Origin of the sequence: Xanthomonas sp. WHRI 10204 (genome assembly GCF_040202875.1) — a bacterium.
Lineage (GTDB): Bacteria > Pseudomonadota > Gammaproteobacteria > Xanthomonadales > Xanthomonadaceae > Xanthomonas.
The window spans coordinates 626,276-651,151 of record NZ_JBEGDW010000003.1 but is presented as its reverse complement, the minus strand read 5'-3'; the positions used below and the strand labels follow the sequence as shown (position 1 = coordinate 651,151).

Below are 24,876 nucleotides of genomic sequence, written 5' to 3'. Positions count from 1 at the left end.
CGCTCATGGTCTTGCAGACGCTGATGCTGCTACGGCGCGGCAACGTTGCTCAGCGGAGCGTGCATGGTTGGACCGTGCATCGATAGAGCGGTAAATACTGCAGTTGACGCATCAGTGCGCCAACTGCTGCGCTGCCGAGCGTGTGCACGCATACGCGCTCTGAGCAGCCAATCCGTAGCAAGCAATCTTCAGCTGGGTAGATGGCGCAGTGGTAACCAGTGCGGATGAATCGTAAGCGGATCCGAGCACGAGCGGTACGTGTTGCGGTGAGTGGCTTTGCCAACCGCGCTCAGTAATCTGGCCGAAGGCCAGGCGTCGCCACCCAGCAAGTGCGCATCGGTATCGCGGAAGTGAATACGTTCCCGCCACCGGCAACTGCGTGCAGCCTTCGATCAGCGCGCCGCACGCCTGCAAAGGCGCTTCCTAACCGGTCAGTGCATCGCTAGCGATCGCCAGTGCATAGCGCGCGCGTCCGCTACTGTTGTGCGGTGGAATCGTCCCGCCGGGTCATGTAGCCGTGTTCGAGGTACTTCCCTGCAAGAATCAGGAGCAACACTTGCCCCGGCGCAATCGCGTACGCCGGCATGCGCGCATCGGCTGCAGGCCAAGTACACGCGCATGAAACGCGCAGGCACGCTCCAGGTCTGCCGCATACACGCCGGTGTCCAAGACGCCCTGCAATGCAGGCGCGGTGGACACCGACATCGCTTATGCAGATAAGGCCTGGCGCGGGTCCTGGCCCGGCTCCACATGCACGTACAGCACCGGCAACCCGTGCGCTTCCAGTACGGCAGCCATCTGCCGCTGGCGCGAGAGGAATTGCTCGTAGACGCCGCGCAGGCGCTCGCAATTCTCGCGGTCGTGCGTGTAGTAATCGCACCAGCCGGCCGGGTCGAACAATGCAATGCGCACTTCGCCATCGACATAGCGCAACACCGGCTCGGGCGATTGCTGCAGCCATTCTTCGCTGTCGGGGGCGAGCAGGGCGGCTTCGATCAGCGGCCACAGCGGTGCCAGGCCCTGGTTGTCGTACTGCATCGAAATCATTGCCGCCAGATCGTGCGCGGTGAGATAGCGGGCGTGCTCGATGCGCGCGCCGAAGCTTTCCTGCGCCAGCAGCGCGGTGTCGGCCTGGGCCATGCCCTGGGCCAGCAGCACTTCTTCCATCGCATCGGCCACGCTCGCCACGATGTCAGGGTCGCCGGACAGCAGGAACGGCAGGACGCGCAGGCCGCCACCGGTCAACTGGGCATCGGCCTGGAACGGCAAGGGAATCTCGCCCTGCGCATCGGCACCGAAGGCCAGCACCCGCGGGCCCTGGTCGCGGCCCGGCGCGCGGGCATGCAGTTCCTCCAGCCGGCGATGCAGCGGCCAGCCCGGCCGCAGCACTTCGGCGGGGTCGAAATGCGCCATCGCCACGCTCAACTCCAGCGCGCGGATCTCCGGGATCCATTGCGCCAGGTCGCGGCCAATGCGTTCGGCCAGCATGCCGGCCTGCTCGGGCGCCAGGGCGCCGCGCTCGGGGGCGGTGCCGCCCGTCAATTCCAGCGCCATCACACCCATGGCGGTCACGCCGTGTTCGGTCTTGCTCATGATTCGCGGTTGGCCCATCACGGGGTCGAAGCTACACTGCGGCCATTATGCCTGCCGGCCCTGTGCAGGCCATGTCCCCGAGTCCTCCATGCCAGGTCAACCGATGCCCGCAGCCCGTCCCGTCGCCATTCTGGGCGGCGTTCGTATCCCGTTCTGTCGTCAGAACACCGCTTATGCGGACGTGGGCAACCTGGGCATGTCGGTGCGCACGCTGGGCGCGCTGGTCGAGCGCTTCGGCCTGCATGGCCAGCAATTGGGCGAAGTGGCGATGGGGGCGGTGATCAAGCACTCCTCGGACTGGAACCTGGCCCGCGAGGCTGCGCTGTCGTCGGGTCTGTCGCCGCTGACGCCGGGCATCACCTTGCAGCGCGCCTGCGGCACCAGCCTGGATTCGGTGATCACCATCGCCAACAAGATCGCGTTGGGGCAGATCGATTCGGGCATCGGTGGCGGCTCGGACACCACCTCCGAAGTGCCGATCGTCTATGGCAAGAAGTTGCGCGCGCGCCTGATGGCCGCCAACCGCGCCAAGGCCACCGGCGACAAACTCAAGGCGTTGCTGCGCGGCTTCAAGTTGAGCGAACTCAAGCCGGACTTCCCCGGCGTGGCCGAGCCGCGCACCGGCAAGAGCATGGGCGCCCACTGCGAGGACATGGCCAAGGAGTGGAACATCTCGCGCGATTCGCAGGACGAATGGGCAGTGGCCTCGCACCACAAGCTGGCGGCTGCGTATGAGCGCGGCTTCTTCGATTCGCTGATCGCCCCGTTCCGTGGGGTCTCGCGCGACAACATCCTGCGCGCCGACACCTCGCTGGAAAAGCTGGCGACCTTGCGCCCGGCGTTCGACAAGACCTCCGGCCGTGGCACCTTGACTGCCGCCAATTCCACTCCGCTGACCGATGGCGCCGCCGCAGTGCTGCTGTCCAGCGAGGCCTGGGCGCTGGCGCACGGCCACACGCCGATGGCGTATCTGCGCGATGCGCAGGTGGCGGCAGTGGATTTCGTGCATGGCGAAGGCCTGCTGATGGCGCCGACCATCGCGGTACCGCAGATGCTGGCGCGTCAGGGTCTGACCCTGCAGGACTTCGACATCTACGAAATCCACGAAGCCTTTGCCGCGCAGGTGCTGTGCACGCTGCGCGCGTGGGAGAGCGAGGATTACTGCCGCACGCGTCTGGGGCTGGACGCACCGCTGGGCCGCATCGACCCGGACAAGATCAACCCGCTGGGTTCGTCGCTGGCCACCGGCCACCCGTTCGCCGCCACCGGCGCGCGCGTGGTGGCCACCGCCGCCAAGCAACTGGAAGAACGCGGCGGCGGCCGCGCGCTGATTTCGATCTGCACCGCCGGCGGCATGGGCGTGGTGGCGATCGTCGAGCGTTGACGCTGCTGCGCAGCGTGGGATTTGGCATTCGCGATTAGGGATTGGCAACATCAGGAGCGGAATCCTGTTTTTGCGAATCTCTAATCCCCAATCCCCAATCCCAGATCCTCAACCAGCAAGGACGCATGGATGTCGAATGACGCGTTGCGCGAGCCGCCCAGTCTGTCTCTGCCGCCGGTGAACGGCGATGTGTGGCGCGAGGGCGATGTGCTGGTGTGTACGGCGGGCGCCAATCTGCCGCCACGGTGCGTCAAGTGCAATGCGCCTGCCGACATGCCGACATGCCGACATGCCGCCACGTCGCTACATCTTTCATTGGCACCACCCGGTGATCTACGCCGCGCTGCTGCTGGGCGTGTTGCCGTACGTGATCCTGGCCATTGCGCTACGCAAACGCAGCGCGCATGTGCTCACCCTGTGCGCGCAACACGAGCGCCGCCGCGCCCGTTTCGTCGCGGTGGCGATGGCATCGGTGTTGACGTTGCTGGTGTGCGGGCTGTCGCTCGATAGCCAGTTCCGCTGGGTGATCGGTGCCGGCGTGATGGCGGCGATGCTGTTGATCGGCCGCCTGGGCTCGCGCGTGTTGTCGCCGACGCAGGTCGACCATGCGCAGGCACGGTATCTGGGTGCCTGCGATGCATTTCTGAGCGATTTGCCGCCACCGCCACAGGCATCGCGCCAGCGTTGATGCAACGCGGCGCACCTGTGGTGTGCGCCGCTGCAAGGTCGAACAACCGCAGCGATTACAGAATGCGATCGTCCGGTGCGAGTGGGTCGGCCGCAGGCGCCGGACTTGCCGACACGATCGGCCCGCGCAGCGACTGTTGCGGCATGCCTTCATGCACCGGCTCGCCGCGTGCGGCGCGCAATGCATTGGCGTAGCAATGCTGCGCAGAGAGCAGGTCGCCGGCGGCAGCAAATCCATGGCCCAACTCTTCCCAGGCCTCGCTGCCGGCGCCATTGGCAAGCGCGCGGTGCAGGAACTCTTCGGCCTGCGACCACTGCTGCTGATGGCGTGCCAGCCGCGCCAGCGTCAACAGCAGGCCCGGGCTGTCCGGATACTGGGTCAGCCAGCGCTGCGCACTGGCCCGACGCGAATCGTATTTTTCCAGCGGCAACACGCCGTACAGGCGCACCAGCGATTCGTCCCATTGCGTATCCAGCGCCTGTTCCAGGCTGTGCACGGCGGCATCGTCCCAATGCAGTACCGCGGCACGTTGCGCGTATGCACCGACCACGGCCGGGTAGGTGCGCAGCGGCTTGGGCAGCGCCTCCCAGCGCTCGGCCAGCGCATTGGCATCGCCGGCCTGCAACAGGGTCTGTTCGGCCAGTGTGGCCTCCAGCGCGCTGTAAGCCTCCGGTGCCAGCACCGCTTGCTGACGCAAGGCACCGAGCTGGCCGTAGGCTTCATCGGCACGGCCGATCTGGGTCAGCGCATGCGTGCGCAGCAACAGGCCGCGTGCCGGCAGCGGTTGGGCATTGGCAGCATCGAGCGCATTGATCGCCTCGACCGGCCGTTGCCGCGCCAGATGTCGCTCACCCTGCAACAGCGCGTACGCGGTGGGATCGCGCTCGGCCAACTGCTGGGCGAGCGCAGTGGCCGATGCCTCGTCGCCGCGTGCATCGGCCACGCGCACCGCGCTGGCGAGCGCAATGCCGCTGACCTCGTCGTCTTCGCTGGCAGTGACCAGCAGGCGCTCGGCGCGTTGCCACTGGCCGTGGTCGGCGGCGCGCAGGCCTTCGATCAGGCGCGCGCGGCCCTTCTTGCGGCGGTACTTGCCCCACACGCGGAACGGCAGGCTGATGAGCGTCCACAGCAACCAGATCACCAGCAGCGCGATGATCAGGATCAGCACCGCCTGCGGCATTGCGGCGCGGTAGTCGTTGCCACCCACGCTCACCACCACGTTACCCAGGTCGTAGCTGTTCTGATGCGACAACCACTGCGCACCGAGCACGCCCAGTGCCACGGCAACCAACAGGATCAAGACGGTACGCAACACTTTCATTGGGTGGATCTCCCTTCACGCATGGCCTGCAGTTGCAGCAGGGTGGTGCCCAGTTCCGGCAGTCGCGGACGCAGTGGCGCTTGTTGCAGCGTGCGCAGGTGCGCACGCATCTGACGGCGTTGCGGCGAGTCTGGCCACAACCGGGTGGTCCAGGTCTCCACGCGGCGTAGCGATTGTGCAAACCCTTGCGGATCGCCACGTTCTGCAGCGGCGCGGGCGAGGCTGATTTCGATCTGCAAGGCATCGCTGGCGGCGTTGCGGTCGCCGGCGGTCAGCAAGGCGTCGCCACGGCTGGGGCGAATATCCACCAGCGGTGCGAGCACTTTTTGCCACCACGGCCGCGCCGCTTCGGTGGTTTGTGCGGAGTGTTCCGGCAGGCGCTGCAGATCGATGGCCAACTGATCGAGCGCCTGCGCCGCCTGGGCCTGCGGGCCGGCGCCGAGGCGGTCCAGCGCATCGCGCTCCTGCACCAGTGCCTGGCGCAGATTGAGATAGCCCGGATCGTCGATCCCGTTGAGTGCGCCGTTGGCCAGCGCGTAGGCGCGACGGGCGCCATCGGCGTCGCCGGCAATGCTCAGCCGCTGCTGTCCGAGCCGCAGCAACAGTTCCACTTCATCCAGCCGCAGCGCCTGTGCGCCATGCCGGTTCGGGTCGGCAAGCTTTTGCACGGTGTCTTCGAGCAGGGCGCTGCGCTGGCTCAGGCCCAGCATTTCATCGCGCAGCACACGATTGGTGGCGGCCGCATCCTGCAGGCGCTCATTGGCCAGGCGTTGATCGCGGCGCAGTGTTTCCAGCAATTGCTGGGTGCCGTCCCAGCGTTGCTGCTGCGCCTGCGCTGCCTGCAATTGCGCGTCGTGATAGCTCTGCCACGCACGCCAGCCGAGAAACAGCGCCACGCCCACGGCGGCAATGGCCAGCACAAGCAGCAGCCAGGCCCAGGGAAACCGTCGCGTGGTGGCGGGCATTTCGGTCATTCGGACATCCTCGGGCGGTCACGACCGGCGCAGGCGCCGCAGTCATCTGGCACAGCATGGCGTGCGCCGGCAGAGCGCCGCAAGCTGTGCTTGAGTTCGCAGTTCAGCAAGGTCGCGATGGTGTCACGATCGCTGCAGCGGCAGCGACCAGTTGCTCCGGCAATGGACCTGCCGCGCGGACGACGTGGCAGAAGCCCGACGCTTGCGCGGCGTCGCACAGACGCTCGCTGGAGGCGACCAGCGGGCGTTGCCGCACCGCCTCGCTCAGCGCGGCGGGCAACTGCTGCAGCACGAGCGTCAGCGCCTCGGCACTGCTCATGGCCAATACGCTGCGCGGCAGTGCGTCGGTCAAGGCGTGCAGTGCCGACGGGCGCAAGCGCAGCGGCACGCGTTGATACACATCCGCACGCAGGATGCGCGCACCGCGGTGTTCCAGCGCAGGCGCCAACATGCCGCGTCCACCCGGCGCGGTGATCAGGCCGACGCTCTGCAACGGCGCTGCGAACAGCGGCAAGGCGAGCAGGCCTTCGCTGTCCATGCGTGCGGGGCGCACAACCGCGTCGATGCCACAGGCGTGCAGCGCACGCGCGGTGCCTTCGCCCACGCTGACCCACTGCGCCTGCACCGGCCGCTGCAAGGGCCGCAGCTGATGCGCGGCGCGCACGGCTGCCGGGCTGGTGAACACCGCGATGGGCGCCTCCAGCGCGCGCTGCAAGGCGGCGCGCGCCTGCGCGGTGTCGTTGGTCTGCAGGCGCCACGGCGACAGGGCAAGCAGCCGCCCGCCATGCCGTGCCACCGCCCGCCGCAATGGCGCGTGCTCCCCGCTGGGACGCAGCGAGAGCAGGGTCCAGGGATCGGCGAGCGGGGGAGGGCGGGTCATCTGGCGATTATGCGAGAGCCATGCCGTCTCGGGGTGGTGCGCGTGCTGCGTTGGCGCGCACGACGATGCAGAGCGGCCAGCGAACACGGCGCGAGCCGCTGCCAGGGGGATGGGCAGTGCACAGAAACCTTATCGGACGATTGGGGCGTGCCGATTCCGGGCACCAGCCGCACCCGTGTGGTGGTCGTGAGCGGTCGTTTTCGTCGTTCCTCCTCCTCGCGCCTTGCCTGGCCACGCGTGCCCGCTCGGCGGGATACCTGCGTTTGTGCGGCCACAACCTCGTACTCGGGGGTGAGCCAATCAGCGCCTCCGCTCACGATCCGCCACGACAATCGAGCTGGAGTGGCACCGTGATCAAGTCATACCTCATCAACATGCAGCGCAGCGGCGATCGCCTGCAGGCCATGGCGGCGCGGTTTCAGGCGTTGGGGATCCCGTTCGAGCGCCTCCCCGCCATCGACGGCGCCACCCTCACGCCGGAGCAGATCGCCGACTTCGTGCGTGAGCGCCCGCTGGAAAACTCCGGCGATGCGTTCAGCACCGGCCCGCGCAAATGGACCGCGTCCAACATCGGCTGCTTCCTGAGCCATCAGGCGGCCTGGCGTATCGCCGCCGAGTCCGACGCTGCGTACACCGCCATCTTCGAAGACGACATGCACTTGTCCGATGCGCTGCCAGCGCTGTTGCGTAGCACCGACTGGCTCCCGTCGGGCAGCAGCATCGTGCGCCTGGAGCCGTCCTACAACCGGATCAAGCTCGATGCCAAGGTCGCCGACATTGCCGGGCGCCAGTTGCGGCTGGTGCGCCCATCGACCTACCAGCATTGCTGGCCGGTGTGCGCCGGTGCGCTGATCATCAGCCGCGAGGCGGCGCGACTGCTGCTGGCCGCCGACGCACGCTGGCACACCATGGCCGATATCTTTTTGTTCGGTTGGAACGAATCGCCGGTGGCGCAGCAGCTGTCCACCTATCAGCTGTCGCCGGCCGCCTGTATCCAGGACAAGTTCTTCCACGCAGCACCGGAGCAGATCGTGTTCACCAGCACCATCGATGCGCCGCTGACGCGCGCGCAAAAGCAACGCAGCGCGCACTGGAAGGCCAAGGCGACGACGCTGCTGCGCGTGGCGCAGGGCTATCGCAAGGTCGTGTTCGCGCCGTAAAACGGCGATCGACACCGTGGCGCCATGGGCTGATCGCAAGTCTCGCACTTGTGCGCGCGCACGCCGCAATTGCATGCACAGTCCACAGCGCCTGATGCCGACGTGCTTACCGGGTCGTTGAAGCAAAACCTAAGGCGTGCAACAGCCCGATGCTGCACGCGTTCACCATGCGGTACCGCATGTCATCCACATGCACAAGACGCTCGCCGGACATTGCGGCATGATGCCGCCCTTCGCCGTCTGCCAGCCTTTCCAATGACTCCTTCGTGCACGCTCGTCTCCGCCCTGCAGTCGCTGCAGCAGCAGTTCATCGCCATGCCGCCGGTGTTGTCGATGGGCATTGCCGTGGATGGCTTGCACGATGGGGCGCTGCGCCTGCGCGCGCCGTTGCAGGCCAACGTCAACGACAAGGCCAATGCGTTCGGCGGCAGCCTGGCCTCGTTGATGACGCTGGCCAGCTGGGGGTGGCTGACGCTGCAACTGCAATTGGCCGGCCACGAAGCCGACGTGTATGTCGCCGACAGCCAGCTGCGCTATGTCGCGCCGGTGTACGAAGACCTGGTGGCCGATGCCGAGCCCGCCGAATTGGGCGGCTGGGACGCCTTTCTGGCGACCTTCCGTCAGCGCGGCAAGGCGCGCATCGGCATGCGCGCGCAGATCGCGCTGGGGTCGGGCGCAGCGGCGGCCACGTTGAGCGGGCGCTTCGTGGCGTTTCCAAAACGGTAGGATGCGGGCTGGATCAAGGGGGAATACGTATGCGTGCACTGATGGGAGCAGTCGTCCTGCTGGGGCTGGCGATGCTGAGCGGGGTGGCCACTGCCGGCAGTCGCGCCCAGGGGCGCGCGCTGGAAACCACCCAGGCTGCCTATACGGCGGCGGTGCGCTGGAGCGATTTCGATGCCGCGCAGGGGTTTGTCGAACCGACCTACGCCCAGGCCCATCCGCTCAGCGACCTGGAACGCTCACGCTATGAGCAGGTGCAGATTTCCGGCTACCGCGAGTTGCGCGTGGGCGAAGAGCCCAATGGCGACCTGCGCCGTGAGGTCGAGCTGCGCGTGATCAACCGCAATACCCAGGCCGAACGGCTGGTGCGCAGCATTGAGATCTGGCACTGGAATCCCGAACAAAAGCGCTGGTGGCTGGCCAGCGGCCTGCCCGATCTGTGGAAGGGTCAGTAGCCCGGCTGCTGCCTCGCTGGCCGTCGCGCGCGCCAGCTGTGCGACAATTCCCGCCCGCTCGACTGACCCTGACCCCGTGAATTTCGAAGAGCTGCAGGCCTTTGTCGGCCGCAACCCCATGTTGTCGCTGGCCCTGGTGGGCCTGACCATCGCCCTGATCGTCACCGAGGTTGCGCGCCTGTTCCGCGGGTATCGCGCACTCAAGCCGGCCGAGCTGACCCGTTTGATCAACAGCGAAGATGCGCTGGTGATCGACCTGTCGCCCACCGCCGATTTCGAAAAGGGCCATATCGCCGGCAGCCGTAACGTGGCCCTGGCCAAGTTCGACCCGGCCAGCAAGCTGCTTGCCAACGCCAAGGCATCGCCGGTGGTGGTGGTCTGCCGTAGCGGCAACACCTCTGCAGGTGCGGCCAAGACGCTGAAGAAAGCCGGCTTCGAGAAGGTGTACTGGCTCGAAGGTGGCGTCGCTGCCTGGCAAATGGCCGAATTACCACTGATCAAGGGCCGCTGATCCGCCTTGTGCGGCAGCTCGCAAGCCCCCATTGCTTGCGTGAGATACTCGCGTTTTCACGTCTGCATCACTCAACGCTGCATCCACCGAACCGCTTTTGGAGTTAGGAATGTCCGACGAAATCCTCAACGGCGCCGCTGCGCCGGCCGACGCCGCTGCTGGCCCCGCTTTCACCATCGAAAAGATTTACGTCAAGGACGTTTCTTTCGAATCGCCGAACGCGCCGGCCGTCTTCAATGACGCCAACCAGCCCGAGCTGCAGCTGAACCTCAATCAGAAGGTCCAGCGCCTCAACGACAACGCCTTCGAAGTCGTGCTGGCCGTGACCCTGACCTGCACCGCCGGCGGCAAGACCGCCTACGTGGCCGAAGTACAGCAGGCCGGCGTGTTTGGCCTGGTCGGCCTGGAGCCGCAGGCGATCGACGTGCTGCTGGGCACGCAGTGCCCGAACATCCTGTTCCCGTACGTGCGCACCCTGGTCAGCGATCTGATCCAGGCCGGCGGCTTCCCGCCGTTCTACCTGCAGCCGATCAACTTCGAAGCCCTGTATGCAGAAACCCTGCGTCAGCGGTCGCAGGGCGAAGGCACCTCGCTGGCCGATTCCGAGCCGGCTGGCAACGCCTAAGCACTGTCTGCGCCGATGAGCGATTCGACCCACAAGATCGCCGTTCTCGGCGCCGGTTCCTGGGGCACGGCCCTGGCCGCGCTTCTCGCCAGACACGGTCACTCGACCGTGCTCTGGGGACGCGATGCGGCGATGGTGGATGCCATCGACCGCACCCACGAGAACGTGCGTTATCTGCCGGGCATTCCGTTGCCGGAGACGTTGCGTGCCACCACCGACCTGCAGGCCGCCATGGCCGATGCAAGCTGGATTCTGGTCGTGGTGCCCTCGCATGCATTCACCGAAACGATTCGCTTGATCGCTCCGTTGCGTCCGGCCAACGCCGGCGTGGCATGGGCGACCAAGGGCTTTGAACCCGGTTCCGGGCGCTTTCTGCATGAAGTGGCGCGCGATCTGCTCGGTCCCAGCGTTGCGCTGGCCGTGGTGACCGGGCCGTCCTTCGCCAAGGAAGTCACGCTCGGCTTGCCTACTGCCGTCACCGTGCACGGCGACGATGCGGCGTTTGCCCAAGTCGTGGCCGATGCGATGCACGGCCCCACCTTCCGCGCCTACACCGGCGATGACATGGTGGGCGCCGAGCTGGGTGGCGCAATGAAAAACGTGCTGGCCGTGGCCACAGGTGTGGCAGACGGCATGCAGCTTGGCCTCAACGCGCGTGCGGGTCTGATCACGCGCGGCTTGAACGAGATGTTGCGCCTGGCTGCAGTGATCGGTGCGCGCCCGGAAACGTTGATGGGGTTGGCCGGGTTGGGCGATCTGGTGCTCACCTGCACCGGCGATCTGTCGCGCAACCGCCGGCTGGGGTTGGCGCTGGGGCGCGGGCAAAGCTTGAACGATGCGATCCGCGAGATCGGCCAGGTGGTCGAGTCGGTGCAGACTGCCGACGAAGTCATGCGCCAGGCCGAACAGCACGGTATCGAGTTGCCGATCTCCAATGCCGTACGCGCAGTGCTGCATGGCGAAATCACACCGGAAGCGGCGTTGAAGGAACTGCTGGCGCGCGAGCGCAAGCCCGAGTATCCGCAGGCCTTGTTCACCTGATCGGGCAGCAATGCGTATCGCGTGATGCAACGAAGACAACAAAAAGCCCGGCACTGCCGGGCTTTTTGTTGGTGCATATCCGACGCATCACCGCTTCGCGGCAACTCAAGTGCGAGGTGACTCCGGTGCTTCGTCCAGAAGCGCTGCGTGCGCACGTGTGCGAAACAACCACGCGACGCTGCGTCGCCATCGACCAATCGCGCAAAAGAAAGAAGCCCGGTCGGGGGACCGGGCTTCCAATGCAACGCGGGAGAGAGAGTCGCGTTGCAGTCAAACGAGCGGCTTACCAGCTGAAGCGCGGGCCGACCGACCATTCCTTGTTGCCGTCGCCATCCATACGGATGTCGCCGTTGATGCCCCAGTTCTGGTTCAACTTCACCTGGGCGCCAAGGCGGCCGTAGAAGTTGTCGCCGATGTCGATGCCGCGCTTCTTGGAGAAGTCTTCGTAGCCAGCCAGGGCATAGACTTCGAAGTGCTCGCCGAACGCGTTACGCAGACCGGCTTCTACGCTGTAGCCGTCGAAGCTGATGTTCGGGCTGTCCAGGTCCAGCTTGCGGTAAGCAACGCGGGCAACGAAATCGGTGCTGGTGGCGATCTCATGGTTGTAGCCGACACCGACGCCCCACTGCTGGAAGTCGGAGTTGGAGCTTTCGAACACGCTGTCGTTGTCGTCAGCGTTCTGCTTGCTGTAATCGCCGAACACGTGGAAATTCGGAGCAACGGCGTAAGAAGCCTTCAGGCCCCAACCATCTGCATCGCGACCTTCGGTCGGAGTGCGCACGTAGTCGCCTTCGACGAAATTGTAGGAGAGGTTTTCAGCAGCGGAGGCCGCAAACGGCAGGGCTGCGAGGAGGCCGAGGGCCAGCAGTGAAGTCTTCATGATCAATACCTGTACTTATGGTTTGGGCCGGCGCTGAGGCGAATGCCGTTCGCTGCCGAGATGTAAATTCTCCGTTATTCGATGGAACGCGACATGAATTTTGGACTGAGCAGTGAATGAATCATCGCGCCAGATTCAGCTGCGCTTTCTTGTGGTCCTCAACGGATGCGCGTAGCGCACGTGTAAAGCGTGACGCGGCATTCACTGCGCACCTGCAATGTGAGACGTGTGTGCACAAACATTTAAATCATCTGGTTTTTCAGTACTTTTCATGCACGAGCACATTGCACTGACATCGCCGCTGGGAGCATTGCAGGCCTGTTGACTAGTAGCGGAGCTTCATCGTGGCGAAGAAGAAGACGGTGGCGCGGTTTCTGGCCGAGACGCTGCAGAGCGCGGGTGTGGAGCGGATCTGGGGCGTGACCGGCGACAGCCTCAATGGCTTGACCGATGCATTGCGCGAGATGCAGACCATCGAGTGGATGCATGTGCGCCACGAAGAAGTCGCCGCGTTTGCCGCAGGCGCCGAGGCCGCGGTGACCGGCACGCTGGCGGTGTGCGCCGGGAGTTGCGGGCCGGGCAATCTGCACTTGATCAACGGCTTGTTCGACTGCCATCGCAGCCGGCAACCGGTGCTGGCGATTGCCGCGCATATTCCATCGTCCGAGATCGGCCTGAGTTATTTCCAGGAAACCCACCCGCAGGAGCTGTTCCGCGAGTGCAGCCACTTTGTGGAGCTGGTGACCAATCCGGCGCAGCTGCCGGAAGTGCTGCATCGTGCGATGCGCACGGCCATCCTGCAGCAAGGCGTGGCGGTGGTGGTGATTCCCGGCGATATCGCGTTGCTGGAGGTGGACAAGCATCTTTCGAGCGCATGGCCTGCCCTGCGCGCGCCGCGCGTACTGCCTGCGGCCGACGATGTGCAGCAGTTGGCCGAGCTATTGCAGCAGAGCAAGGCGGTCACCTTGTTGTGCGGCAGCGGGTGCGCAGGCGCACACGATGCGGTGGTGGCGCTGGCAGAGAGGCTGGGCGCGCCGATCGTGCACGCGCTACGCGGCAAGGAATATGTGGAATGGGAGAACCCGTTCGATGTCGGTATGACCGGTTTGATCGGCTTCAGTTCCGGTTATCACGCAATGCTCAACTGCGACACCTTGATCATGTTGGGTACGGATTTCCCGTATCGGCAGTTCTATCCGAAGGACGCCACCATCGTGCAGGTGGACCGCGACCCGGGTGCATTGGGACGGCGCACGCCGCTGCAGCTGGGCATTGCGGCGGATGTGGGCGAAACCATCGCGGCCTTGCTGCCGCAGTTGCAGCGTCGCGAAGACCGCCGCTTCCTAGAAAAATCGCTGGAGCACTATCGCAAGGCGCGCGAAGGGCTTGATGACCTGGCAGTGCCGGCCGATCCTGGTGAGCCGTTGCATCCGCAGTTCGTAACCCGGCTGATCAGCCAGATTGCCGATCAGGATGCGGTGTTCACTTGCGATGTCGGCACGCCCACGGTGTGGGCGGCGCGTTATCTGCGCATGAACGGCAAGCGCCGTTTGCTGGGGTCGTTCAACCATGGCTCGATGGCCAATGCGATGCCGCAGGCACTGGGTGCGCAGGCGGCGTTCCCCGGGCGGCAGGTGATTGCGCTATCCGGCGATGGCGGCTTTGCGATGTTGATGGGCGATTTCATCTCGTTGGCGCAGTTGAACCTGCCAGTGAAGATCGTGGTGTTCAACAATGCCTCGCTGGGCTTTGTGGCGATGGAAATGAAGGCTGCCGGTTATCTGGATACCGGTACCGAGCTGCGCAACCCGGATTTTGCCGCGATGAGCAATGCGATGGGCATCCTGGGCATCCGCGTGGACGAATCGTCGCAGCTGGAGCGTGCGTTGCGGCAGGCCTTTGCGCATTCCGGTCCGGCGCTGGTGGATGTGCGCATCGCCACGCAGGAACTGGCGGTACCGCCGGCGATCAAGCTCGAACAGGCCAAGGGCATGGGCCTGTACCTGCTCAAGGCGGTGATGAGCGGGCGGGGCGATGAGGTGATCGAGCTGGTCAAGACCAACCTGCGCTAACGCGGCCAGTTCTATCATCGGCCGACCTTGCCCGGATCGCTTGCATGCCACGTTCGCTACTGCGGCAATTGTTGCTGATCTGGATGGTGATCGTGGCCGCCTGCCTGGGCGTGGCCACGATGTTGTATGGCCTGTATCGCCAGACCGAAGGTGTGCGGCTGGAAGACGCGCGGCAACAGTTGAGCGGGCAGTGCATGCGCATCGTGCAGCGCTATGCCGGCGCAAGCGAGGCCGCGCGCAGCGGCGACAACGGCGCCGGCTTGGCCGCGGTGGTGGTGCAATTGGTGCTGGCCGATGCGCCCGGCGTGGAAGGCGGCGTGTGGAATATGGACAAGGGCTTCATCGCCTATGCCTACCCCACCTATGACGGCAGCGATCACAAGACCGATATCCCGGCAGCCGAGTGGACAACCATCGTGGGCACTGCACGGCAAAGCGCGCAGGGACGCAAGCCCGTGCAGTTCCGCCGCGATGGCAGTCGCGAGGTGCTGCTGATCAGCGCCTGCCCGTTGGCGGCCGGCACAGCCGCGTGGACCATGTCGCGGGTACCGGCGAGCAGTTCGGATGCGTGGCGGCCGCTGGTGGTCGGCATGGTGTTGATCTTTGCGATGGTCGCGGTGTCTGCGATTGCGCTGGGCGTGGTGGTGCGGCGCTGGAGTCAGCGTCTGCAGAAGATTCAACACGCACTGGCGGCCGATACCGAGATACCGCAGATTCCGCACACGGGTGCGCCCGAACTCGATCGGCTCGGCGCTGCGGTCACCCGCTACGCGCAGCGCACTGCGCAGGCGCTGGCGCAGACACGCAAGCTGGCCGACGAGCTATCGCGGCACGAGCGGCTTGCCGCGCTCGGGCGCATGACTGCAACGGTGGCGCATGAAATCCGCAACCCCATCGCCACCATGCGGCTTGCGGTGGAAAACGAGATCGCACGACGCGATGTCACCCCCGACGACGCCGCGCATGGTGCGCTGATGCTGGCGCAGATCCGGCGTCTGGATGGCGTGGTCGAAAGCCTGCTCGGCATGGTGCAGCCGATCCGCCTTCATCTCGAGACAGTGGTGGTGCAGGACTGGTTGAAGGAGCTGCTGGATCCCTCACTGTTGCCGCACGCGGCGCATCAACTGCAGCTGCAGGTGCCGGATGCACCGCTGCAGTGGTCACTGGATCCGCAGCAACTTGGGCGCGCATTGCACAATCTGCTGCGCAATGCGTTGCAGCACGCCGACCCAGGCACGCAGATTGTGATGTGTGCGGAGCAGCGCGAAGGCATGTTGCATTTGCAAGTTAGCAATCGCGGTGCGCCCGTGCCCGAGCCGATTGCGGCGCAGCTGTTCGAACCGTTCGTCAGCGGCCGCAGCGACGGCAATGGGCTGGGGCTGGCACTGGTGCGCGAGATCGCGCGCGCGCACGGCGGCCAGGCGCACTACACCCATGCCGACGGCATGACGCATTTCAATGTGGAGCTGCCATGGCGCGCATCCTGATCATCGACGACGACGCAGCGTTTCTCGCCACCTTGCAGGCGACGCTGCGCTCGCTCGGGCACAGCGTGATTGCCGCAAGCGACGGCGCGCAGGGGCTGGCGCAGTTGCGCGAAGGCGGTGTCGATCTGGCGTTTGTGGATTTCCGTATGCCGGGCATGGACGGGATCGAAGTGTTGCGCGCGCGGGCGGGCGATGCGCAGGCGGCCCAGGTGCCGCTGGTGATGCTCACCGCCCATGTGTCCAGCGGCAACACCATCGAGGCGATGACGCTGGGTGCGTTCGATCATCTGGTCAAACCGGTGGGGCGTGCCGATATCGTCGATGTGGTGGAACGTGCGTTGCTGAGCCGCGCCGATGCTGCAGCCGACGAGCCGCCGATCCCGCTGCCCGAAGAAGACGATGCGCTGGTCGGTCACAGCCCGGCGATGCGCACCGTGCACAAGCGCATCGGGTTGGCGGCCGCATCGGACTTGCCGGTGCTGATCACCGGCGAGACCGGCACCGGCAAGGAGTTGGCCGCACGTGCACTGCATCGCGCCAGTGCGCGTGCGAATGCGGCGTTTGTCGCGGTCAATTGCGCGGCCATTCCGTTGGAGTTGATGGAGAGCGAGTTGTTCGGTCATCGCAAGGGCGCCTTTTCCGGTGCGACCAGCGACCGCATCGGCCTGATCCGCGAGGCCGATGGCGGCACCTTGTTTATGGATGAAATCGGCGACATGCCGTTGCCGATGCAGGCCAAGCTGCTGCGCTTCCTGCAGGAAGGCGAAGTGACGCCGCTGGGCGGCCGCGGTGCCCAGAAGGTGGATGTGCGCGTGCTGGCGGCCACCCATCGCGATCTGGCCGCGTGGGTGGCCGCCGGGCAGTTCCGCAGCGACCTGCGCTACCGCTTGAACGTGGTGCCGATCGAGCTGCCGCCGCTGCGCGAGCGTGGTCAGGACATCGTGCTGCTGGCCGACTACTTTCTGCGCACAGGGCAGGGCAGTGCACGCACGCTGTCGCCGGCCGCGCAGGCTCGCGTGCTGGCTTACCCGTGGCCGGGCAATGTGCGCGAGCTGCGAAATGTCATGCAGCGTAGCCAGGTGCTGGTGCGCGGGCACAGCATCGAGGCGGACGATCTGGACGAGGCGCTCGGCGACCTCGCGCCGCCGCAGGCGCCGCCGCCGGCTCCGGAAATGCAGCTCCCAGAAGCGGTGGCGCGGCTGGAGAAACAGATGATCCAGGATGCGCTAGTGCACAGCGGCGGCAATCGTGCCGAGGCCGCACGCCGGCTCGGCATTCATCGGCAGCTGCTGTACCGCAAGCTCGACGACTACGGCTTGCAGTAGGCGCGCGGGCTGGCGCCTGCAAGGCTGTGCGGACGGGCGACGAACCGGTGCTGATCGAGTGGTCCGCCCGCCCGGCCCGATTGCCGGCAGGACGTTGCAAACAGAGGCATCCCGCCGCCAGGGCATGGACAGGTGGCCATGGGCCAGCGCTAGCATTTGCAGCCGTGCAGCCGTGCAGCCGTGCAGCCGTGCAGCCGTGCAGCCGTGCAGCCAGCTACAGACACAGACACAGACGCAGCCTGCAATCGTGAACGCCGGCCTCCGATGCTGCCCAAACACGGGAAACCGCTGCGCACGTGTCTGAAAAACGGACAACGCTGGATGAAGTGCAGACATCTTAGGTGCCCTGTTCCAGGCCATCCGCCTTGAAAAACAAGGCTTTCAGAGTTGGCACGATGTCTGCGTTGTACCCATAGCGAGCGGCATTCCTGCCGCATTGGAGACATCACATGCTTCGTCAGACCGCACTTGCTGTTGCATTGGCCTGTAGCGTGGCTACCGCGGCGGCGCAGGTTCCGCCGCCGCCTGCCGCGCCGGTCGCACCGCGTCCGCCGGTGGGCACGCCGCCCCCACCGCCGCCCCCACCGCCGCCCATGCCGCCGGCGCCGCCCGCACCGGTGGCTGCTACGCCGGTGCAGGTCAGCGGCACCGTCGAGCGTTTCATGCTTAATCCCAACGGCGACGTGGACGGGCTGTGGTTGCGCGACGGCACCCAGGTGGCGTTTGCACCGCATCTGTCAGATGACCTGCAGGCGGCCGTGCGCCGCGGCGATGCGGTGAGCGTGCAGGGCTATCGCCTGGGCGACTTGCCGGTACTGCGTGCCAGCAGCATCCGCTCCACGCGCAGCAAGCGCGAGGTGGTGGACCGCCCGCCGTTGGCCGGCGACATGCCGCCGCCGCCCGCGCCTGCCGCACTGACGCCGTTAACAGCGGACGGACGCATCGAGCGCCTGGTCTACGGCCCGGGCGGCGAAACCAACGGCGCGTTGCTGAGCGACGGCACCGTGGTGCGGATGCCGCCGCATCTGGCATTGCAGTTGCGCGACCTGCTGCGTACTGGAGCACCGCTGAGCGTGCGCGGGTTCGGTGTCGCCACCGCGGCCGGGCGCGCGATCGAAGCCACCGCAGTGGGTCGCGACCGCGCGTCGCAGCGTGCGTTGTTCGTTCCTCCGCGCCCTGATGGCCCGCTGCCGCCGCCACCGCCGCCCGCACCACCTGGGCCGCCCGTGCCGCCAGCGGCCCCACCGACACCACGCTGAAGCAAGCCGCCGCTGCGAACGCGACGGCGGCGCCCACCCAGACGTTCGTTTACGCGCTTCCGCCATGCCACCCGCGTGGCGCGGGCGCGGCTTGCCGGCGTTGGCCGGTCCTACCTAGTTGGAGTCCACAATGCATTGGGTCGATCCTGATTTCCTGCCTGAAACCCGCGGCACCCTGGCGCGTTTTCTGCTCAATCCCAAGGCCGATATCGACGGCCTGCTGTTGACCGACGGCACCGAAGTACACACGCCGCCGCACCTGTCGGCGGCCTTGCTCAAGGCGCTCAAGCCCGGCAGCGCATTGACCGTGCGCGGCCTCAAGCCACGCGATGTAGACATGCTGGTGGCCCTGGCGATCGACCCGGACGGCGGCAAGCGCATCCTCGACGAGGGCCCGCATGGGCCGCATGCCAAGCCCAAGCCCAAACCGCCGGCCGGCAAGCCGCCCAAGCCGCAGCTCACCCAGCACGCCGGCACCATCGCGCGGCTGCTGCATGGCCCACACGGGCAGGTGCATGGCGTGCTGTTTGACGACGAAGTGACGGTGCGGTTTCCGCCGCATGCCGGCGTCGACTTCGCCAAGCAGCTGGTGGTCGGCAAGCCGTTGGTGGTCGAAGGCGACACCAAGGCCACGCCGCATGGCGTGTTGATCCACGCGCATGCGCTGGGCAGCAAGGCCGCTGCGTTGAAGCAGATCGACCATCCGCCGCATGGCCCGGGCGCGCACAAGCCCAAGCCCAAGCCCAAGCACTAGGCGCCGCAATGTGCCCGCTGCGCTGCAATGAGACAGGCGTCATCGGCGTTGCCCTGCAGGCAGGCCGTGCAGGGCAACACGCAGCAGGGCGATGCGCATGAGCACGTCGACCCGACCGCGTGGCACGCGCGCGCTGGAAGCGCTGCATTTCAGCGTGGCCGATGTCCAGGACGGGCTGGGGCCGTTTTTGAGCGTGTTTTTGCAGTCCAAGGGCTGGTCGGTGGGCGCGATCGGCACGGTGATGAGCGTGGGCGGCATTGCCGGCATGCTCGCCACCACGCCGGCTGGCGCATTGGTCGATGCCACCCGGCGCAAGCGCGCCGTGGTGGTGGTCGGCTGTCTGGCGATCCTGCTCGCCACCGCGTTGATCTGGCTGCGCCCAACCGCTTCCGGCGTGGTCGCTGCGCAGATCGCATCGGCGCTGGCGGCGGCCGGCATCGGCCCGGCGCTGACCGGCATCACGTTGGGCCTGGTGCGTGCGCGCGGGTTCGATCATCAGCTGGCGCGCAACCAGGTCGCCAATCACGCCGGCAACATGCTGGCCGCGGTGCTGGCCGGCTGGTTGGGATGGCGCTACGGGTTTGGCGCGATCTTCGCGCTCACAGCGGTGTTCGGCGTGTTGGCGCTGACGGCCGTGCTGTCGATTCCGGCAACCGCCATCGACCATCGCGCTGCACGCGGCCTGGGGCATGCCGATGGCGCAGACGCATTGAGCGCCTGGCGGGTGTTGCTGACCTGCCGGCCGCTTGCATTGCTGGCGGTCACGCTGGGGCTGTTTCATCTGGGCAACGCGGCGATGCTGCCGTTGTATGGCATGGCGATCGTGGCTGCGCATGCCGGCGACCCGAGCGCGCTGACCGCCACCACGATTGTGGTCGCCCAAGCCACGATGGTGGTGGTTGCGTTGCTGGCGATGCGCTGGATCCGCGTGCACGGACATTGGTGGGTGCTGCTGCTGGCCTTCATGGCCTTGCCGCTGCGCGCGCTGGTGGCGGCCTCGGTGATTCACGGCTGGGGCGTATTTCCGGTGCAGATCCTCGATGGGCTCGGCGCCGGTCTGCAAAGCGTGGTGGTGCCGGCATTGGTGGCGCGCTTGCTGCATGGCACCGGGCGGGTCAACGTCGGCCAGGGCGCGGTGATGACGGTGCAGGGGATTGGCGCGGCGCTCAGCCCGGCGTTTGGCGGCTGGCTCGCGCACGCCTTTGGCTACCGCATCGCGTTTTTGAGCCTGGGCGCAATCGCCTTGCTGGCAGTGGCGTTATGGGCTGGATGCCGCAGCCTGTTGCAGGCAGCGACCAGCGTGCAGACCGCGTCGTAGTGGCTGCGCAGGTGCGTGCAAGAAAGCGCGTGTGTATTGATTCCATCGTTAGCGGTGCGTGGTGCATTGCGCGGTGTTGTCGAGGATCGCAAGCCTGGATGTAAAGACTGAAGACCTGCAGCGCGCATGCACACAACACGGCAATCACCATCGCGCTGTAAGGCGTGGGCAGTGCCGGGTGTCTGGGGGTCGACCAGTCCTGTCGAACACCTGCGGCAAGTGATCGGTAGACGCCTGGGCATCTCGCTCAGGAACCGAGCGTGCAGTCGTCCATGCCGATTGCTGATTGCCGATAGCGGGCGCGCAGTGCTTGCTGTTGGTGCTGCGTCGAGGCTACTGACCGCCAGCGAAGTTCCACTGCCGCCAGGCTTCGAACACCATCACCGCAACAGTGTTGGACAGATTGAGGCTGCGATTGTCCGGCCGCATCGGCAGACGCAGACGATGCTGCAGCGGGATCGACTCCAGTACGTCGGCCGGCAGGCCGCGGGTTTCCGGGCCGAACAAAAACGCATCGCCGTCGGCAAACTGCGGTGTGTCGTAACGCACCGTGCTGCGCGTACTCAGGGCAAACACACGCGTGGGCGCGATGGCAGCCAAGGCAGTTGGCAGGTCGGCGTGCACTTGCAGGGTCGCGTATTCGTGATAGTCCAGGCCCGCGCGCTTGAGCTGCTTGTCGCTGAGGTCGAAGCCGAGCGGCTCGATCAGGTGCAGGCGCGCGCCGGTATTGGCGCACAAGCGAATCACATTGCCCGTGTTGGGCGGAATTTCCGGTTGAAACAGGATGACATCGAGGACGGGTGCTGACATGCGCGCAAGTGTAGCTGCGCGCGTGCTTAAAGGCTGATGGCGGCGCTGACCAGGGCTTCCAGTTCGGCCGGCGACGGCTGCAGCTGCGGCACCGGCAGATTGACCATGACCTGACCCATCAACGCACCGATCGCGGCGGCGGTCTGGCCGGAGGCGCTCTGGGCAGTGGCGGCGCTGCTGCGAACCACCAGCTCGGCGCGCTGTTCGGCCGACGGACGGACCTGCACCGCGGCAAGGGTGACAACGCGCGGGCCGGCCTGTTCGGCAGCGAAGGCAGCCAGCTGCTCGGCGGACGGGCGCACCTGCACGGCAGTCAGGGTGCGGATATCGCTGCTGCGTTCCAGCGTCTGCTGGGCGATCTGGTCGGCTGCCGGGCGAACCTGGACGGTGTCCAGCGTGGTCAGGCTGGCGGCTTGGGCAAAACCGGCGAAGGTGGTGCCGGCCAGGAGGGCGGCGGAGAGGGCGATGCGCAGGGTCTGGGTCTTCATGGCGAGGTCTCTTGGTGTGAGTGATCAGTGGTGTGGTAGTAAGGTAGTACACCGTTTCGGTATGTGCAAGAACTTTCGAGGCTGCCGTTTATTTGTTCAGCAAAAAGTCAGCTTTCTGTTGCGTGCTTCCGGTGCCGGTTGAATAAAGCAAACCGCGTGCCATCTTCAAGACATTGTTTTTAAAGATGTATTTGATGTTTGCGGGTGTCCGCGTCCGGACACCCGGACGCGTTTGCGGGCAGTGGACAGCGACGCCATCAGTTCCATGCGGCGGATATGGGCAGGTGCCGGTGTGCTGAATGAGGCGTATGGCGCATGCCGGGCACGCGTTTGACCGCCGGACAACTGCGGCACAATCCGGCTTTGCCCTTCGGTGTGGATGACTTATGCGCGTGCTGATGCTGTCTGTTCTGGTTGCCACCACCACCGCGGCGTGCACCTGGGTGCCGATCGAACAAAGCGGCAAGAGCGTGCAGGTATTGCCCGCAGGCCCTGTGCCAGCTGGCTGTCAGCAGCAGGGCGAGGTGGTGGTGACGGTCAAGAGCAAGGTCGGCTTCTACAACCGCAACCCGCTGCGTGTGCAGGAAGAACTGGAGACCCTGGCGCGCAACGAGGCCCCGGGCGCCAATGCCAATACCGTCCAGGCGCAGGGCCAGCCGGCCGACGGAAGCCAGCGTTTCAACGCCTTCCGCTGCCCACCGCGCTGAACCGTTGGGCTGGGGCGGGGGCGATTCAAATGTAAAGATGCGGTAAAACCAGCCAGCGGCTAGACTGACGCCCCCTCGCCTGACGCCATGGCGCTACTTCGATGCTCTTCCAGAATGTCTCCATCGCGGGACTGGCGCATATTGATGCGCCGCACACGCTGACTTCCAAGGAAATCAACGAGCGCCTGCAACCGACCTACGACCGCCTCGGGATCAAGACCGACGTGTTGGGCGACGTTGCCGGTATCCATGCACGGCGCTTGTGGGACCAGGATGTCCAGGCATCCGACGCCGCCACCCAGGCCGCGCGCAAGGCGCTGATCGATGCCGGCATCGGCATCGAGAAGATCGGCCTGCTGGTCAACACCTCGGTGAGCCGCGACTACCTGGAGCCGTCCACGGCGTCCATCGTGTCCGGCAACCTGGGGGTCAGCGACCATTGCGTGACCTTCGACGTGGCCAACGCCTGCCTTGCCTTCATCAACGGCATGGACATCGCTGCGCGCATGCTCGAACGCGGCGAGATCGACTACGCGTTGGTCGTCGATGGCGAAACCGCCAACCTGGTCTATGAAAAGACCCTGGAGCGCATGACCTCCCCGGACGTCACCGAGGAGGAGTTCCGCAACGAACTCGCCGCGCTGACCCTGGGCTGCGGCGCTGCCGCGATGGTGATGGCGCGCACCGAGCTGGTGCCCGACGCGCCGCGCTACAAGGGTGGCGTGACCCGCTCGGCCACCGAGTGGAACAAGCTGTGCCGCGGCAACCTGGACCGCATGGTCACCGACACCCGCTTGCTGCTGATCGAAGGCATCAAGCTGGCACAGAAGACCTTCCTGGCCGCCAAGCAGGCGATGGGCTGGGCGGTGGACGAACTGGACCAGTTCGTCATCCATCAGGTTAGCCGCCCGCACACCGCTTCGTTCGTGAAGTCGTTCGGCATCGACCCAGCCAAGGTCATGACCATCTTCGGCGAACACGGCAACATCGGCCCGGCCTCGGTGCCGATCGTGCTGAGCAAGCTCAAGGAGCTCGGCCGCTTGAAGAAGGGCGACCGCATCGCACTGATGGGCATCGGCTCGGGGCTGAACTGCTCGATGGCGGAAGTGGTTTGGTGAGTGGCTGTCAGGTCGAATGCCACAAGAACGTGTTAAAAAAAATGGATTTTTAGAACGCGTCGCTGCATCATGTTCGTTCTCGCAACATGAGTAGGTGACATGGACGACACCTCGGTTTTCGATCCGACCAATTTCGATCCGACCAAGCCCCATAACGCTCTCCCGCCGCTACCGCCGGCGGGAGATATCGAAACCCGCAGCCTGCTCAAGGCCTGCATCGTTGCCCGCACCGCGTTGGCCGAGCTGAAGCAGGCCACCGCGCTGCTGCCCAATCCGGCCGTGCTGATCAATACGATTCCGATCCTGGAGGCGCAGGCCAGTTCGGAGATCGAAAACATCGTCACCACCACGGACGAGTTGTTTCGTTACGCAGACGATCAGGAGCGCGCGCAACATCCCGCGACCAAAGAAGCGCTGCGTTACCGCAGTGCGCTGTACGAGGGATTTCAATCGCTGCAGCAGCGGCCGCTGTGTACCGACACCGCTGTTGTGGTGTGTAGCCGCATCAAAGCGGTGCAGATGCAGATTCGTCGCGTGCCGGGCACTGCGCTGGCCAACGACCAGATGCAGCAGATCATCTACACCCCGCCGGTTGGCGAAACGCTGCTGCGCGACAAGCTCGCGAACTGGGAGCGCTTCATCCATGAGCACACCGACATCGATCCACTGATCCGGATGGCGGTGGCGCACTACCAATTCGAAGCGATCCACCCGTTTACCGACGGCAACGGCCGCACGGGGCGGGTGCTGAATCTGTTGATGCTGATCGAACAGGGTCTGCTGGATGTGCCGGTGCTGTATCTGTCGCGCTACATCATTCGCCATCGCAGCGATTACTACCGCCTGCTGCTGGACGTGACGCGGCATGGGCACTGGGCTGAGTGGATTCATTACATGCTCGCTGCGGTCGCGGAGACCGCTGCCTGGACAACCGCGAAAATTCAGGCGATCCGCGGCCTGGAGACGCAGGCGCGTGATCACGTTCGCCGCCTTGCACCCAAAGCGTATAGCCGGGAGCTTGTCGATGTGATTTTCAACCAGCCGTACTGCCGCATTCAAAACGTGGTGGATGCGCTCGGCGTGACGCGCCAGACCGCAGCGCGTCATCTCAAGGAACTGGTGGATATCGGAGTGCTCAAGGAGCAGCGTCTCGGCAAGGAGAAGTTGTTCCTGCATCCGGCCTTCCTGCAACTACTCTCCGCTGACGGTCATCAACTGCCGCCTTACCGAGAAAGTCCGCAAGAAACCCCATGATCTCTAAGACTGCTGCCACTTTATGCATCCAGTGCTGCCGTCTGATAGG

The 24,876-nt window shown here is 65.6% G+C and carries 23 protein-coding genes and 2 pseudogenes; 17 read left to right on the top strand and 8 right to left on the bottom strand.

Annotated features, from left to right (window positions below; genetic code table 11):
• Positions 1 to 289 precede the first annotated feature (289 nt).
• Positions 290 to 705 (bottom strand): annotated as a pseudogene (locus tag ABQZ00_RS19790) (VOC family protein).
• Between the two features lie 3 nt (positions 706 to 708).
• Complete coding sequence (locus tag ABQZ00_RS19785) at positions 709 to 1,593, bottom strand: hypothetical protein (protein WP_161964583.1); 885 nt, start codon at positions 1,591 to 1,593, stop codon at positions 709 to 711.
• Positions 1,594 to 1,681: 88 nt separating this feature from the next.
• Here ABQZ00_RS19785 and ABQZ00_RS19780 point away from each other — a divergent pair, with 88 nt between their 5' ends.
• Together ABQZ00_RS19780 and ABQZ00_RS19775 are read left to right on the top strand one after the other, a co-directional pair.
• Complete coding sequence (locus ABQZ00_RS19780) at positions 1,682 to 2,977, top strand: acetyl-CoA C-acetyltransferase (RefSeq protein WP_115526719.1); 1,296 nt, start codon at positions 1,682 to 1,684, stop codon at positions 2,975 to 2,977.
• 129 nt (positions 2,978 to 3,106) lie between these two features.
• A pseudogene (locus tag ABQZ00_RS19775) lies at positions 3,107 to 3,665 on the top strand (hypothetical protein).
• A gap of 55 nt (positions 3,666 to 3,720) precedes the next feature.
• Here ABQZ00_RS19775 and ABQZ00_RS19770 read toward each other — a convergent pair.
• The 3 genes from ABQZ00_RS19770 to ABQZ00_RS19760 form a co-directional block, all read right to left on the bottom strand.
• Positions 3,721 to 4,986, bottom strand: a complete 1,266-nt coding sequence (locus tag ABQZ00_RS19770) for a heme biosynthesis protein HemY (RefSeq protein ID WP_055853736.1) — start codon at positions 4,984 to 4,986, stop codon at positions 3,721 to 3,723.
• Positions 4,983 to 5,960, bottom strand: coding sequence for a uroporphyrinogen-III C-methyltransferase (locus ABQZ00_RS19765; RefSeq protein ID WP_323538404.1), 978 nt, complete (start codon positions 5,958 to 5,960; stop codon positions 4,983 to 4,985). Before ABQZ00_RS19765 ends, ABQZ00_RS19770 begins: the two co-directional genes overlap by 4 nt.
• Before the next feature lie 103 nt (positions 5,961 to 6,063).
• Positions 6,064 to 6,927: a uroporphyrinogen-III synthase gene (locus ABQZ00_RS19760; protein ID WP_323538405.1), complete on the bottom strand. Its 864-nt coding sequence runs from the start codon at positions 6,925 to 6,927 to the stop codon at positions 6,064 to 6,066.
• A 263-nt stretch (positions 6,928 to 7,190) separates the two neighbouring features.
• Here ABQZ00_RS19760 and ABQZ00_RS19755 point away from each other — a divergent pair, with 263 nt between their 5' ends.
• The 6 genes from ABQZ00_RS19755 to ABQZ00_RS19730 all read left to right on the top strand — a co-directional run bounded on the left by ABQZ00_RS19755 (position 7,191) and on the right by ABQZ00_RS19730 (position 11,355).
• The gene (locus tag ABQZ00_RS19755) at positions 7,191 to 8,000 is read left to right on the top strand and encodes a glycosyltransferase family 25 protein (RefSeq protein ID WP_311240526.1); all 810 of its coding nucleotides are present in this window, start codon (positions 7,191 to 7,193) and stop codon (positions 7,998 to 8,000) included.
• 255 nt (positions 8,001 to 8,255) lie between these two features.
• Positions 8,256 to 8,726, top strand: a complete 471-nt coding sequence (locus tag ABQZ00_RS19750) for a YiiD C-terminal domain-containing protein (protein ID WP_055853726.1) — start codon at positions 8,256 to 8,258, stop codon at positions 8,724 to 8,726.
• 29 nt (positions 8,727 to 8,755) lie between these two features.
• The gene (locus tag ABQZ00_RS19745; protein WP_055853724.1) at positions 8,756 to 9,178 is read left to right on the top strand and encodes a hypothetical protein; all 423 of its coding nucleotides are present in this window, start codon (positions 8,756 to 8,758) and stop codon (positions 9,176 to 9,178) included.
• 76 nt (positions 9,179 to 9,254) lie between these two features.
• A complete protein-coding gene (locus tag ABQZ00_RS19740; RefSeq protein ID WP_115526724.1) occupies positions 9,255 to 9,689 on the top strand; it encodes a rhodanese-like domain-containing protein in 435 nt (144 codons plus the stop codon).
• 109 nt (positions 9,690 to 9,798) lie between these two features.
• Positions 9,799 to 10,314 (top strand): protein-export chaperone SecB, encoded by a 516-nt coding sequence (gene secB, locus ABQZ00_RS19735; protein ID WP_055853720.1) that lies wholly within the window; start codon positions 9,799 to 9,801, stop codon positions 10,312 to 10,314.
• A 15-nt stretch (positions 10,315 to 10,329) separates the two neighbouring features.
• Positions 10,330 to 11,355: an NAD(P)H-dependent glycerol-3-phosphate dehydrogenase gene (locus ABQZ00_RS19730; protein WP_115514979.1), complete on the top strand. Its 1,026-nt coding sequence runs from the start codon at positions 10,330 to 10,332 to the stop codon at positions 11,353 to 11,355.
• 283 nt (positions 11,356 to 11,638) lie between these two features.
• On the opposite strand, the gene ABQZ00_RS19725 is transcribed toward ABQZ00_RS19730, so the two are convergent.
• A complete protein-coding gene (locus ABQZ00_RS19725) occupies positions 11,639 to 12,235 on the bottom strand; it encodes an OmpO family porin (protein WP_104611926.1) in 597 nt (198 codons plus the stop codon).
• Between the two features lie 362 nt (positions 12,236 to 12,597).
• On the opposite strand from ABQZ00_RS19725, the gene poxB reads away from it, so the two are divergent.
• The 6 genes from poxB (at position 12,598) to ABQZ00_RS19695 (ending at position 20,450) form a co-directional block, all read left to right on the top strand.
• Positions 12,598 to 14,307 carry a ubiquinone-dependent pyruvate dehydrogenase gene (gene poxB / locus ABQZ00_RS19720; protein WP_193552415.1) on the top strand — a complete coding sequence of 570 codons (1,710 nt, stop codon included), beginning with the start codon at positions 12,598 to 12,600 and terminating at the stop codon, positions 14,305 to 14,307.
• Positions 14,308 to 14,351: 44 nt separating this feature from the next.
• Positions 14,352 to 15,794 carry a sensor histidine kinase gene (locus tag ABQZ00_RS19715; protein ID WP_323538406.1) on the top strand — a complete coding sequence of 481 codons (1,443 nt, stop codon included), beginning with the start codon at positions 14,352 to 14,354 and terminating at the stop codon, positions 15,792 to 15,794.
• Positions 15,779 to 17,119, top strand: a complete 1,341-nt coding sequence (locus tag ABQZ00_RS19710; RefSeq protein WP_323538407.1) for a sigma-54-dependent transcriptional regulator — start codon at positions 15,779 to 15,781, stop codon at positions 17,117 to 17,119. Before ABQZ00_RS19715 ends, ABQZ00_RS19710 begins: the two co-directional genes overlap by 16 nt.
• 449 nt (positions 17,120 to 17,568) lie before the next feature.
• Positions 17,569 to 18,378, top strand: coding sequence for a hypothetical protein (locus ABQZ00_RS19705; protein ID WP_323538408.1), 810 nt, complete (start codon positions 17,569 to 17,571; stop codon positions 18,376 to 18,378).
• 130 nt (positions 18,379 to 18,508) lie between these two features.
• On the top strand, positions 18,509 to 19,132 hold the full coding sequence (locus tag ABQZ00_RS19700) for a hypothetical protein (protein WP_323538409.1): 624 nt from the start codon (positions 18,509 to 18,511) through the stop codon (positions 19,130 to 19,132).
• A 91-nt stretch (positions 19,133 to 19,223) separates the two neighbouring features.
• A complete protein-coding gene (locus ABQZ00_RS19695) occupies positions 19,224 to 20,450 on the top strand; it encodes an MFS transporter (protein WP_311240629.1) in 1,227 nt (408 codons plus the stop codon).
• A 333-nt stretch (positions 20,451 to 20,783) separates the two neighbouring features.
• Here ABQZ00_RS19695 and ABQZ00_RS19690 read toward each other — a convergent pair whose 3' ends face one another.
• Complete coding sequence (locus ABQZ00_RS19690; RefSeq protein WP_323538410.1) at positions 20,784 to 21,260, bottom strand: tRNA (cytidine(34)-2'-O)-methyltransferase; 477 nt, start codon at positions 21,258 to 21,260, stop codon at positions 20,784 to 20,786.
• Positions 21,261 to 21,286: 26 nt separating this feature from the next.
• A complete protein-coding gene (locus ABQZ00_RS19685) occupies positions 21,287 to 21,748 on the bottom strand; it encodes an XAC0231 family protein (protein ID WP_055853704.1) in 462 nt (153 codons plus the stop codon).
• Positions 21,749 to 22,134: 386 nt separating this feature from the next.
• On the opposite strand from ABQZ00_RS19685, the gene ABQZ00_RS19680 reads away from it, so the two are divergent.
• The 3 genes from ABQZ00_RS19680 (at position 22,135) to fic (ending at position 24,827) form a co-directional block, all read left to right on the top strand.
• A complete protein-coding gene (locus ABQZ00_RS19680; protein WP_055853702.1) occupies positions 22,135 to 22,455 on the top strand; it encodes a DUF4156 domain-containing protein in 321 nt (106 codons plus the stop codon).
• 101 nt (positions 22,456 to 22,556) lie between these two features.
• The gene (locus ABQZ00_RS19675; RefSeq protein WP_055853700.1) at positions 22,557 to 23,573 is read left to right on the top strand and encodes a 3-oxoacyl-ACP synthase III; all 1,017 of its coding nucleotides are present in this window, start codon (positions 22,557 to 22,559) and stop codon (positions 23,571 to 23,573) included.
• A gap of 99 nt (positions 23,574 to 23,672) precedes the next feature.
• Entirely contained in the window at positions 23,673 to 24,827 is a 1,155-nt protein-coding gene (fic, locus tag ABQZ00_RS19670) for a protein adenylyltransferase Fic (protein WP_115560940.1), read from the top strand.
• Positions 24,828 to 24,876: the final 49 nt, after the last annotated feature.